Origin of the sequence: Mycobacterium sp. E2989, from assembly GCF_001667595.1 — a bacterium.
Lineage (GTDB): Bacteria > Actinomycetota > Actinomycetes > Mycobacteriales > Mycobacteriaceae > Mycobacterium.
Genome location: NZ_LZJX01000061.1, coordinates 34,248 through 46,478 on the forward strand (window position 1 = coordinate 34,248; position 12,231 = coordinate 46,478).

Genomic DNA, 12,231 nt, shown 5'->3' on the forward strand with positions numbered 1-12,231 from the left:
AGATCAGTCCGCTTTGTGCGCGGTCAGCAGGTAGGCGGGCATCTTGATTCGGCCCTTCTCGTCGCGTTCGTGCGGCGGGAATTCGAAGGGCGCGTTGGGGATTTCGACGACGTTCGACAGGATGTGGGCCGGCCGGATCTCGTCGACCTCCCAATACTTGCTCACCGCGGCGCGAAGTTCGTCTTCGTCGACCTCGTTGGGCTTCGGCTCCATCTCGGCGGGAAAGGCGCCCTTGGCGAACACCAGCACGAACAGGCCGGCCCCCGGCGCGGCCGCGCGGTGGATGGAGCTCAGGTAGCCGTCGCGGCCCTCGACCGGCAGCGAGTGGAACAGCGTGGAATCGACGATCGTGGAGAACCGGCCGTCATAACCACTGAACGAAGTGATGTCGGCCTGGACGAAGCTGGCCGTGGTCAGGCCGCGCTCCCGGGCGGCCTCGGTGGCCGCCGCGACGGCCGTCGGCGTGAGGTCGACACCGACCACCGTGTAACCCTGCGCGGCCAGCGCCAACGACAGCTCGGCGACCCCGCAACCCGCGTCCAGGACGTCGCTGCGGAATTTCCCGGCGGCGGCCAGCGCGGCCAGTTCGGGTTGCGGCTCACCGATGTTCCACGGCGGCGGGCCCTCGAAGTGCGCCTGCTCGCGGTATGCGCTGTCCCAGTCCATGACCTGATCGCCCGTCATGGTTTCAACCTACCCGTGACTCCCAGGTGTGCACCGGCTCGTTGGCGTGCATGTGCTCGCAGTAGCGGCGCAGCATCTCGGCCAAGGCGGCGGGGCGGGTCATCCCGCCGGCTTCGAGCGCGCGCACGGTCGACACCTGCCAGCTGGCGCCGTTGCGGCCCGTTCGGGCGCGGCCCTCGACGACACCGAGGAAGCGGTCGCGCACTTGCGCGTCCATGCCCCAGCGGCGCAGTCCCTCGTCGGCGATCGGCAGCAACGTGTCCAGCACCAGCGTGGTCGCCGCCACCTCTCTCAGTCCGGGGCCCAGGCCCGGCCAATGCAGCCGGGCATCGATGCCGTTGCGCGCCGCGGCGAGGAAATTCGCTTGCGCCGCAGCGAAATCCATGCCGTGCCACACGGGGTTGTCCTCCTCGGACAGGACGCGCAGCACGCCGTAGAAGAAGGCCGCATTCGCCACCATGTCCACGACGGTCGGGCCGGCCGGCAACACCCGATTCTCCAGCCGCAGGTGCGGGCGCCCGTCGACCACGTCGTAGACCGGCCGGTTCCACCGGTACACGGTGCCGCTGTGCAACCGCATTTCGGACAGCCGCGGCGCCCGCCCGGCGGAAAGCTCGGCGGCCGGGTCCTCGTCGGACACCTCGGGCAGCAGGGGCGGGAAGTAGCGGATGTTCTCCTGGTAGAGGTCCAGGACCGAGGTGATCCACCGTTCGCCGAACCACACCCGCGGCCGCACGCCCCGCGACTTGAGCCGCTCGGGCCGGGTGTCGGTGGACTGGGTGAACAGCTCGATGCGGGTCTCGGCCCACAGCTGATGGCCGAAGAAGTACGGCGAGTTGGCCCCCAGCGCCAGCTGCGGGCCGGCCAGCACCTGGGCCGCGTTCCAGTTGGCGGCAAACCTTTCCGGGGCCAGTTGCAGGTGCAATTGGATACTGGTGCAAGCGGATTCGGGCGCGATGGACACGGCGTGCCAACTCAGCGGCTCGGGGCCGGAGATGTCGATCGGAATGTCTTCGCCGCGGGCGGTGAAGATCGATTCGTTGAGCGCCGCGTACCGCCTCGAGTCGCTCATCCAGCCGGTGGCCAGGTGGTCGGGCATCAGGGTGGGCAGGATCCCGATCATCACGATGTGCGCCCCGCCCGTGCCGGCCTTGATCTCGGCGTCGTTGAGGCTGGCCCGCACCTCGCCTTCCAGATCGAGCGCGGTGTGACCGGGCAGGGCGTGGGGCGGCACATTGAATTCGATGTTGTAGGCACCCAATTCCGGTTGGAAGGCCGGGTCTCCGATGGCGTTCAGCACGTCGCGGTTGGACATCGCCGGCTGGTAGTCGGCGTCGACGAGGTTGCACTCGATCTCCATGCCGGTGAGCGGCCGGTCGGAGTCGAAGTGGGACCGCGCCAGCATCGTTTCCAGGACGTCCAGGCAAAGCTCGAGCTTGCGCTGGTATTCCCGCCGTTGCGCGCTGTCGTACGTGGTGCGCTTGACCTCTTCGCCCACACCGCCGATGGAACAGGGTTGCCCGCGGTAACGCAAGCAGCGCGGCCGCTTGTCGAGTGGGGCAGACCGTGATGGACTCCTGACGTGCCCGAGTTTGTAGCCGCTATCGACCAGGGAACCACCAGCACCCGCTGCATGATCTTCGATCACGACGGGGCCGAAGTGGCGCGCCATCAACTCGAGCACGAACAGATCCTGCCCCGCGCCGGCTGGGTCGAGCACGACCCGGTGGAAATCTGGGAGCGCACCTCTTCGGTGCTGTTGTCGGTGTTGAATCGGGCCAATCTGTCCGCCAAAGACATTGTCGCGCTTGGTATCACGAACCAACGGGAGACCACGCTGGTGTGGGATCGGCGCACCGGCCGGCCCTATTACAACGCGATCGTCTGGCAGGACACCCGCACCGACCGGATCGCGTCGGCGCTGGAACGGGACGGCCGCGGCGAGGTGATCCGCCGCAAGGCGGGCCTGCCGCCGGCGACGTACTTCTCGGGCGGCAAGCTGCAGTGGATCCTGGAGAACGTCGACGGGGTGCGGGAGGCCGCCGAGAGCGGTGACGCCCTGTTCGGCACCCCGGACACCTGGGTGCTGTGGAATCTGACCGGTGGCCCGCGCGGCGGCGTGCACGTCACCGACGTGACCAACGCCAGCCGGACCATGCTGATGAACCTGGAGACGCTGGACTGGGACGACGAGCTGCTGTCGTTCTTCTCGATCCCGCGGGCGATGCTGCCGTCCATCGCCCCGTCGTCGTCGCCGCAGCCGTACGGCGTCTCGGCGCAGACCGGGCCGGTCGGCGGCGAGGTGCCGGTCACGGGCGTCCTCGGCGACCAGCACGCGGCGATGGTGGGCCAGGTGTGCCTGTCGGAGGGCGAGGCGAAAAACACCTACGGCACGGGAAACTTCTTGCTGCTCAACACCGGTGAGACGATCGTGCGATCCGACAACGGGCTGCTGACCACCGTCTGCTACCAGTTCGGCGACGCCAAACCCGTTTACGCGCTTGAGGGTTCGATCGCGGTCACCGGGGCCGCGGTGCAATGGCTGCGCGACCAGCTGGGCATCATCAGCGGCGCCGCGCAGAGCGAGTCGCTGGCGCGCCAGGTCGCCGACAACGGCGGGGTGTATTTCGTCCCGGCGTTCTCCGGGCTGTTCGCGCCCTACTGGCGCTCCGACGCCCGCGGGGCGATCGTGGGGTTGTCCCGGTTCAACACCAACGCGCACCTGGCCCGCGCGACGCTGGAGGCGATCTGCTACCAGAGCCGCGACGTGGTGGACGCGATGGCAGCGGATTCCGGTGTGCGCCTTGAGGTGTTGAAGGTCGACGGCGGCGTCACCGGCAACGACCTGTGCATGCAGATCCAGGCCGATGTGCTCGGCGTCGACGTGGTCCGTCCGGTGGTCGCCGAGACCACCGCGCTGGGCGCGGCCTACGCGGCGGGGTTGGCGGTGGGGTTCTGGGCCGACCCGTCCGACCTGCGCGCCAACTGGCACGAGGACAAGCGCTGGACGCCGGCCTGGAGCGACGAGGAGCGCGCGGCCGGCTACGAGGGGTGGCGCAAGGCGGTGCAGCGGACCCTGGACTGGGTCGACGTGTCCTGATCCAGGGTCCGCTGCGGGTTGGGGCTCAGTCCTCGCCGAGGATGCCGTAGACCTCGCGCCGGGCGTTGTTGAGAATTTCGACGATGCGCTGCTGCTGCTCGGCGGTGGCGGTGTGCGCGGACTGCGCGACCGCGCCGAACAATTGGCCGACGGCGGCCCGCAGGTTCATCTGACCCGGGTCGGCGCCTTCGGCGATCTCGTCCCACGGCGGGGTCTCGATCTTCTCGGCCGCCGCGCGGCCCTCGTCGGTGAGCTCGAACAGCTTCTTGCTGCCTTCGCTCTCGCTGGCGGTGATCAGCCCCTCGTCGGTCAGCAGCTGCAGCGTCGGATAGACCGAGCCGGGGCTCGGCTTCCAGAGCCCGTTGCTGCGTTCGGCGATCTGCTGGATCATCTCGTAGCCGTGCATCGGCCGCTCGGCCAGCAGCGCCAGGATGGCCGCGCGGACGTCGCCGCGCTTACCGCGGCCGGGGCCGCCACGGCGCCATCCGCCGCGCCGGCCGCCCGGACCGAAGCCGAATCCCGGGCCGAACCCCGGGCCGAACCCGGGTCCGAAGCCGGGGCCGAAACCCGGGCCGAATCCGTGGTCACCCGCCTGGTCGCGGAGGTTTTCGATGAATTCGCGCCGGGCCTGCCGGCGGGCGCCGTGCAGGGCGCGCCGTTGCACCGGGCCGGGGGCGAAGCCGAATCCACCGGCGAACGGTCCGTTGGGGGGTGTGAATGGGTTGCTCATGGTCGTAGTCCTCACGTTCTTGGGGGAAGCGCGCGATCTGCGCGCTTACGGAATATCACGATATATCGGAAACTATCGCGATGCAACGTCTGGTCGGCGGCAACCGCGGCGCGCCGCCGCCGCGATGGCCTTGACCTGCGCCGACGCGTTTCCGGCTGTGACGGCCGGGGCGGTTTGCGCCGCGCAGGCGGCGGGTAGGAACTTTGGGATGAACGCCGATAACTCCAACCTGGCGGTGGGCAGCGGGACCGCCGCGACCGGCCCCGGGCAGGGTGACAGCGGTCGCGGAAGTGGTAGCCGCAACGTGTGGCCGTGGGTCAACTGGGCGCTGGCGCTGGCCACCGTGCCCGCCGCGGCCATCGTGATGCTGTTCGCGCTCGGCGCGGTGATGAGTACCGCCGGCTGCGCCGACCGCAGTTGCCCCAACCTGGGCCGCGGCGGCATCGATTTCGGGGTTGCGTTCTACGGCGCACCCGCGGTCGCCGTCGTGGTGATCGTCATCTCACTGTTCACCGCGAAGCGCCGCGGCGGCATCGCCGTTCCGCTGTTCGGGTGGGCGCTGCTGATCGCCGACGTCGCACTCATGGCGCTCAGCGTCTCCGGTTAGCCGCCGTCAGCCCGGGGGCGCAAAACCGCCCGGCGCGGGATTGGGGGGCGCCTGCGCGGGGGGCGCCTGCGCGGGTGGCGCCTGCGCGGGTGGCGCCTGCTCCGGCCACGGGACCGCCTGCGGTTGCGGCCAGGATGGCCACGGCGCGGGGCCCGGCGGCATGGCGGGCCGAAGCCGGGCCAGCTCGCGGCGGTGCCGTTCGGCGAGCACGGCCGCGAGCACGAGCTCCGGCGGGGCGCCGGGCGGAGGCGGCGGGGCGACGCGGGACATCACGTCGCCGGCGATGCGATATGCCATCTGCTGGCGTAACTGCCGATCGAGTTGTGTTGCGCGCGAGAGGAATTGGCGCGCGACCTCGGCTTGCCCGGCGGATAGCCCGGACAGCTGCAGCGACGAGGCCCACCAGGCCAGCGCGGGTGGCATCACCGGCGGGGGACCCAGCCGGGGCCCGCGTTCGTTGACGACGATGGTGCCGGCGAAGATGTCGCCGACCCGCTTGGCCTTGGGCGACAGCAGGCTACAGATGACGGCGGGACTCCCGAACAGCATCCAGATCTCCACCACCGACGCGAGCGCCCGAAACAGGGCCTGCCGGAAGCGTTCTGGGCCGCCGTCGTCGGACACCACCCGCAGCCCCATCGCGATCTTGCCCACCGAGCGTCCGCGCGTTGCCGTTTCGAGCACCACGGGGTAACCGACGATCACCACCACCGTGAAGATCAGCAGCACCGCGGTGCTCAGCGCCGGGTCGAACTCGGTCAGCGTGGCGGCCCACAACATCAGCCCGAGGACGTAGCAGACGACGAGCACGGCGATATCGATCAGCGCGCTCAGCGTCCGCACCGGCAACTGGGCGATCTGTACATCGAGCACGACGGCGTCGCCGGTCACCACCTCCGACATAACACCGAACGGTACAGGGCGATTAGGCTGCGCAGGGTGGACGTCGACGCATTCGTGCTGGCCCATCGCGGTACCTGGGACCGCCTCGATCGGTTGGTCGGCAGGCGTCGCTCGCTGACCGGTGCCGAGGTCGACGAACTCGTCGAGCTGTACCAGCGGGTGTCCACCCACCTGTCGATGCTGCGCTCGGCCTCCTCGGACTCGCTGCTGATCGGTCGGCTCTCCAGCCTGGTTGCGCGCGCCCGATCCGTGGTGACCGGCGCCCACGCGCCGTTGACCCGCACCTTCACGCGGTTTTGGACGGTGTCCTTCCCGGTGGTCGCGTACCGGTCCTGGCGGTGGTGGCTGGGCACCGCGGTGGCCTTCTACGCCGTGGTCGTCGTCATCGCGTTCTGGGTGGCCGGCAGTCCCGAGGTGCAGTCGGTCGTCGGAACGCCAAGCGACATCGAGCAATTGGTCAACCACGACATCGCCTCCTACTACAGCGAACACCCCGCCGCGGCGTTCGCCCTGCAGATCTGGGTGAACAACTCCTGGGTGGCCGCGCAATGCATCGCGTTGGCCGTCCTGTTGGGGCTGCCGATCCCGATCGTGCTGTTCCAGAACGCCGCCAATCTGGGATTGATCTCCGGGCTGATGTTCCAGGCCGGCAAGGGCGGCCTGCTGCTGGGGCTGCTGCTGCCGCACGGGCTGCTGGAGCTGACGGCGGTGTTTTTGGCGGGGGCGGCGGGGATGCGGCTGGGCTGGTCGGTGATTTCGCCCGGCGACCGGCCCCGCGGACAGGTGCTGGCCGAACAGGGCCGCGCCGTCGTGTCGGTGGCGATCGGGCTGGTGGGCGTCCTTCTGGTCTCGGGGTTGATCGAGGCGCTGGTGACACCTTCGCCGCTGCCCACCTTCGTTCGGGTCGGCATCGGGATCGTCGCCGAGGCGGCGTTTTTGTTCTACATCGTGTACTTCGGTCGCCGCGCGGCCAGGGCCGGTGAGACCGGCGACATCGAAGACGCGCCCGACGTGATCCCCACGGGCTGAAGCGGTTACAACCGCCCGGTGGCCTTCATCGCCAGATAGCGGTCCGCCAGGGCGGGCGCGAGCTCGGTGGGTGGGGCGTCGACGACCTCCACCCCACCGCGGCGCAGCCGCGTGGCTATCGCGCGGCGGTCGTTGCGCGACCGTTCGGCGGCCGCGGCGTCGTACACGGCGGCGGGATCCGAGCGCCCGGCGGCCATCTGGTCTACCCGCGGGTCGGCGACCGCGGCCACCATCAGGTGGTGTTTTGCCGACAGCTGCGGCAGCACCGGCAGTAACCCCTCGTCCAGCGCGGTCGCGTTCAGGTCGGTCAGCAGCACCACCAGCGAGCGCCGGCGCGCCCGCCGCGAAATGGCGGAAACCATTGCGGTCCAATCGGGTTCGAGCAGCGCGGGTTGCAGGGGGGCCATCGCTTCGACGAGCTGGGCGAGTAGTTCGGTGCGCGAGGCGCCGAACACGCCGGCCCGGGTGACCCGGTCGTGGGCGAGGAAGTCGACGTGGTCGCCGGCCCGCGACGCGAGCGCCGCCAGCAGCAGGGCGGCATCCATCGACCAGTCCAGCCGGGGCCAGCCCGCGGGGTCGGAGGCGGTCGGGTCGACGCCGACGCGGCCCGCGGCGGTGCGGCCCGTGTCGAGCACGATCACCACGCGCCGGTCGCGTTCGGGTCGCCAGGTGCGGACGACGACGTCGGCGCGGCGCGCGGTGGCGCGCCAGTCGATCGACCGCACGTCGTCCCCGACGACATACTCGCGCAGCGAGTCGAATTCGGTGCCCTGCCCGCGGATCAGCGTCGGCAGCAGGCCGTCGATCTCGCGCAGTTTGGCCAGCCGCGCGGGCAGGTGCTTGCGGGACAGGAAGGGCGGCAGCACCCGCAGCAGGCCCGGAACCGCTTGCGAGCTCTGCCGTCCCGCCAGCCCCAGTGGGCCGATGGACCGGGCGGTGACCACCTTCGCGCGCTGCTCGCCGCGGCGGACGGGGCGCAGCCGGGACTGGACGTGCTGGTGCTGCCCCGCCGGGATGTGCACGGGGTGGATGCGGGGCTGCGCGCCGGCGCTGGGCGGCCAGGCGTCGCGAACCTGGCCGCGAAACCGCCGCCGGCCGTCATTGTGGATCAACAGCCCGACGTCCACCTGCTGGGCGAGCCGGGCGGAGCGGTCCGGGGACCGGATGTAGCGCAGTTTGCGGGTGCTGGCCGCCAGCGCGACGTCCGCGGCCACCGCGATCGCCAGCGTGACGAACAGAACGCCGAAAGTCCTTGCCGGCCAGGGCGACAGCGCGATGGGCAGGACGCACATCAGCGCGACCAGGCCGGTGCGTCCGGTCAGGATCACTAGCGCGGCACCGGAACCGACGCCAATATTCCGTCGAGCACGCCGTCGGGGGTGGCCCCTTCCAGCTCGGCCTCGGGGCGCAGCATCACCCGGTGCCGCAACGTCGGCCGGGCCATCGCCTTGACGTCGTCTGGGGTGACGTAGTTGCGGCCGGACAGCCACGCCCAGGACCGGGCCGTGGCCAACAGCGCGGTCGCCCCGCGCGGCGACACGCCCAGCTGCAGCGCGGGCGACGAGCGGGTGGCCCCGACGATGTCGACGATGTAGCCCAGCACCTCGTCGGCGACCAGCACCTGCCGCACCGCGTCGCGCCCGGCGGACAGCTCGGTGGGCCCGGCCACCGGCTTGATCGCCGACAGGTCGCGGGGGTCGAAGCCCTGGGCGTGCCGCCCGAGGATGGCGATCTCCGAATCACGGGGCGGCAGAGTCACATTCAATTTCAGCAGGAAGCGATCCAGCTGTGCCTCGGGCAGCTGGTAGGTGCCCTCGTACTCGACGGGGTTCTGCGTCGCGGCGACGATGAACGGGTCGGGCAGCGGCTGCGGCACCCCGTCCACGCTGACCTGACGCTCTTCCATCGCCTCGAGCAGCGCGGCCTGGGTTTTCGGCGGGGTCCGGTTGATCTCGTCGGCCAACAGCAGGTTGGTGAACACGGGCCCGGGCCGGAACGCGAACGCGGCGGTCCGCGCGTCGTAAACCAGTGAGCCCGTGACGTCGCCGGGCATCAGGTCGGGGGTGAACTGCACGCGCTTGAACTCCAATTGCAGCGCGGCGGCCAGCGCCCGCACCAGCAGCGTCTTCGCCACTCCCGGAACGCCTTCCAGCAGCACGTGGCCGCGGCAGAGCAGCGCGATCACCAGGCCGCTGACCACCCCCTCCTGTCCGACGACGGCCTTGGCAAGCTCACCGCGCAACGCCAGCAGCGCATCTCGCGCCGCCTCGGCGGTGGGGGTCTGGGCGGGGGAAGGAGACTGTGTCACGTCCGTGTGACCTGCCTTTCGATGTCGTCAAGCGCACGGGCAAGTTGTAGCAAATCGTGGTCCGTCGCCGGGGGTGGCCCGAACAGCTGGTAGGAAACGAATGCGGGATCGGCCCCGCTGCGGCCGGCCACCGCGGCCGCCACCGCGGGCGCCGACGCCCCGAGATTCAGGCCCAGCCGGGGCAGCAGCCGCTGCAATGTGGCGGTGCGCAGCGCCGCGGCGGCGCGATCGCGGGCGCGGCGCGAACGGTACAGCCGACCGCGGCCCTCGACGGTCTCCGACGCGCGCACGACGACGGGCAGCTCCTCGGCGACCAGCGGGCCGGGCCGCCGGCCCCGCCACAGCGCGACCAGCAGCACCACCAGGCAGAGCTGCCAGACGATCCACGTGACGTTCGCCGGGATGAGGTCGGAAATCGAACCGGGTGGCGGTGATTCACCCTCGATCCGGTGCGGTGCGTACCAGACCAGCCGCGGCCGCGCGCCCGCGAGGTTCATCGCCAGGGCGGCGTTGCCGGCCTCCAACAGCGCGCCGTTGGTCAGGAAGTCGGTGCTGCCGACCGCGGTGACGGTTCGGCCGCCGTCGCGGAAGCGGATCAGCGCGCCGCCGTAACAACGGGTCATCGCCCGGCCGTCGGTGGCGTGGTAGGTGTCGCTGGGCCCGAATCGGACCGGCCCGGCCCGGATGGCCTCGCGCAGCGTGCAATCGGGGTCGGAGTCGAACTTGTCGGCGGCCGAGACGCGCACGCCGGGCAGCAGTGCCTCGCGGGTGCGCGCCGTCGGTTCCACCAGCAGCAGGTCGCCGGGCGCCTTCGCCAGCCGATCCAGTAGCGGGTCGGTCAGATACTGGCTCTGGGCCACGAGGATCAGCGCGTCGGGGCGCGCCGCCCGTTCGACGTCGGCGGTGCTGCCGGCGACCACGACGTCGACGCCGCCGTCGCGCAGGAGCGCCACCAGCGCATGGGTGCCGTCGGGACTCGTCGACGCCGGATCCATCCGCGGGCCGGGCCGCGGGGCGGTCAGGTAGGCATCGACGCCGGCGATGACGGCGAGGACGATCAGCGTGAGGACCACCCAGCGGCCGGATCGCCAGCGCTGCACCGCCGTTGAGGCGGTGGGTTCGCGACGGCCGATGGTGGCCATCACCGCACCCGCGCCCACGAGTCGGGCGTGGCGGTGTGCCCCGGTGCGCCGGGCCCGGCCGCCGAGCGGAACCGCAGGTGATCGTCGAGGTCGGCGATCATCTGGTATGCGCCCTGCGTCCCGGGTCGCTCTCCGTAGGTGACGTCATTGAAAGCCGTTGCCGCCCCGGATAGTTCACCGGCAAGATGGGGCAATGCGGCGCCCGCGTCGGAGGCCAGTTCGTTGGCGGTACGGCCCGGCGCCGGGTTGAGGACGCCGGTCTCCTCGAGCTGGCGGGCGACCGCGCGCAGCCGGTGCCGGATCGCCGCGGCCCAGTCACCTTGTGCCGCATAGTTTTCGGCGGTCGCGCGATGCTGGGCCGCGGTGAGCTGCGCGGCTTCGAACAGCTGATAGTCGCCGCCGCGGTTGGTGCGCATCGTGCGCCGCCCGACATAAACGGCGGCCACCAGCGCGATCCCCAGCAGGATGAAAAGCACCGTGGCCGTGAGCCATCCGCCCGGCAGGTGGGCGGTCTTCTGCAGCAGCCGGTAAAGCACCTCGTTCAGCCATTCGGCCACCTGTTGGCCCACCGAGCCCTTCGCGTAGATCGGCTTGTTGAGTTCGTCCTGGGCGGCCTGATGGGCGGCATCGTGGTCGATGTCGATGGAGGGCACCGTGTCACTCGTCCTCAGACCGGCCGGGTCAGCCAGAGGTCGTCGGTGGAGGCGGCCGCGTACGGTCCGCCGGCCGCGCCGGTCTGCAGCACCAGGTCGAAGGCCTCCGCGCGCATGCGGCGGTCGGTGTAGAGCAGCGCGATGACGCCGGCATTGAAAGGCGCGGTGATGATCTCGCCGATCGCCGCGCCCACCGACGCGATCGCCGTGCTCACCACGAAACCCGCGGTGGACGTGCTGACCATGAAGATCTGGCTGGCGATGTTGAACGGCACCGCGACCGCGCCGGCGATGACGGATGTCACCAGCAGGGTCAGCACCCGGATGCCCAGCACCCGCCAGAAGCCGTTGCGGACCAACGCGAACGATCGGGTGATGGCGTCGAGGACCGGTAGCCGTTCCAGCACGATCAGCACGGGCGCGAACAACACCAGCGTGTACAGGCACACCACCAACGCGATCACGGCGAGCGCGAGTGGCAGCCCCAGGATGATCACCGCCGCGGTGCTGCCGATCGCCGCCAGCACGGCGACGATCACCGCCACCAGGCCCGCGACCACCGCCAATGCGGCGCCTTCCAGCACGGCCAGACCGAACAACGGCAGCAGCCGGCCCCGGATTTTGGCCCAGGTCTCCCCGATGGTGATCGGCGACCCGAACACCGCCCGCCCGACGATGACGGTGAGCATGCCCGACAGCAGCATGCCGCCCAGCCAGGCGACCACCACGCCGGCACCCATCGACGTGAACCAGGCGCCGATCACTCCAGTGGTCAGCTCCTTGCCGTGGCCGCTCGAAAACCGGCCGTAGGCCGCCAACGGCCCGAAGACGGCCACCTTCGTGACGATCTGGATGATCACCACCACGATGGCGGTCAGCCCCAGCGTCGCCTTGGGGTTGGCGCGGACGTAGCCGACCGCGCCGTTGAAGATGTCACCCAAGGTCAGCGGTCGCAGCGGGATGATGCCGGGCTTGACCGCTCCCGGAACCAGTTGCGGCGGACCGTAACCCGGCGGCGGACCATAGCCCGGCGGGGGGCCATAGCCCGGCGGGGGGCCGTAGCCGGGCTATGGCC

The 12,231-nt window shown here is 70.7% G+C and carries 11 protein-coding genes and 1 pseudogene; 3 read left to right on the forward strand and 9 right to left on the reverse strand.

Annotated elements, in window-relative coordinates:
* Window positions 1-3: 3 nt before the first annotated feature.
* Entirely contained in the window at window positions 4-684 is a 681-nt protein-coding gene (locus tag A5680_RS11885; RefSeq protein WP_067819464.1) for a class I SAM-dependent methyltransferase, read from the reverse strand.
* 4 nt (window positions 685-688) lie between these two features.
* Window positions 689-2,182 carry a glutamate--cysteine ligase gene (locus A5680_RS11890; protein ID WP_067819466.1) on the reverse strand — a complete coding sequence of 498 codons (1,494 nt, stop codon included), beginning with the start codon at window positions 2,180-2,182 and terminating at the stop codon, window positions 689-691.
* Between the two features lie 135 nt (window positions 2,183-2,317).
* Here A5680_RS11890 and glpK point away from each other — a divergent pair, with 135 nt between their 5' ends.
* Window positions 2,318-3,784 (forward strand): glycerol kinase GlpK, encoded by a 1,467-nt coding sequence (gene glpK / locus A5680_RS11895; protein ID WP_055399958.1) that lies wholly within the window; start codon window positions 2,318-2,320, stop codon window positions 3,782-3,784.
* Between the two features lie 25 nt (window positions 3,785-3,809).
* Here glpK and A5680_RS11900 read toward each other — a convergent pair whose 3' ends face one another.
* Window positions 3,810-4,514, reverse strand: a complete 705-nt coding sequence (locus tag A5680_RS11900; protein WP_067819469.1) for a PadR family transcriptional regulator — start codon at window positions 4,512-4,514, stop codon at window positions 3,810-3,812.
* A 208-nt stretch (window positions 4,515-4,722) separates the two neighbouring features.
* Between A5680_RS11900 and A5680_RS11905 the strand changes: the two genes are divergently transcribed.
* A complete protein-coding gene (locus tag A5680_RS11905) occupies window positions 4,723-5,121 on the forward strand; it encodes a hypothetical protein (protein ID WP_055399896.1) in 399 nt (132 codons plus the stop codon).
* 6 nt (window positions 5,122-5,127) lie between these two features.
* On the opposite strand, the gene A5680_RS11910 is transcribed toward A5680_RS11905, so the two are convergent.
* Window positions 5,128-6,024, reverse strand: a complete 897-nt coding sequence (locus A5680_RS11910) for an RDD family protein (protein ID WP_067819472.1) — start codon at window positions 6,022-6,024, stop codon at window positions 5,128-5,130.
* 36 nt (window positions 6,025-6,060) lie between these two features.
* Between A5680_RS11910 and A5680_RS11915 the strand changes: the two genes are divergently transcribed.
* A complete protein-coding gene (locus tag A5680_RS11915; protein WP_055399900.1) occupies window positions 6,061-7,053 on the forward strand; it encodes a stage II sporulation protein M in 993 nt (330 codons plus the stop codon).
* A gap of 5 nt (window positions 7,054-7,058) precedes the next feature.
* On the opposite strand, the gene A5680_RS11920 is transcribed toward A5680_RS11915, so the two are convergent.
* From A5680_RS11920 to A5680_RS11940, 5 genes and pseudogenes are all read right to left on the reverse strand, one after another.
* Complete coding sequence (locus tag A5680_RS11920) at window positions 7,059-8,381, reverse strand: DUF58 domain-containing protein (protein WP_055399902.1); 1,323 nt, start codon at window positions 8,379-8,381, stop codon at window positions 7,059-7,061.
* Window positions 8,381-9,361 (reverse strand): MoxR family ATPase, encoded by a 981-nt coding sequence (locus A5680_RS11925; protein WP_055399904.1) that lies wholly within the window; start codon window positions 9,359-9,361, stop codon window positions 8,381-8,383. The genes A5680_RS11920 and A5680_RS11925 overlap by 1 nt, the downstream gene beginning before the upstream one ends.
* Window positions 9,358-10,503, reverse strand: a complete 1,146-nt coding sequence (locus tag A5680_RS11930; RefSeq protein ID WP_067819478.1) for a DUF4350 domain-containing protein — start codon at window positions 10,501-10,503, stop codon at window positions 9,358-9,360. The genes A5680_RS11925 and A5680_RS11930 overlap by 4 nt, the downstream gene beginning before the upstream one ends.
* Entirely contained in the window at window positions 10,503-11,156 is a 654-nt protein-coding gene (locus A5680_RS11935; RefSeq protein WP_055399906.1) for a DUF4129 domain-containing protein, read from the reverse strand. The genes A5680_RS11930 and A5680_RS11935 overlap by 1 nt, the downstream gene beginning before the upstream one ends.
* A 14-nt stretch (window positions 11,157-11,170) precedes the next feature.
* Window positions 11,171-12,217: pseudogene (locus A5680_RS11940) on the reverse strand (hypothetical protein); the annotation flags it as partial.
* Window positions 12,218-12,231: the final 14 nt, after the last annotated feature.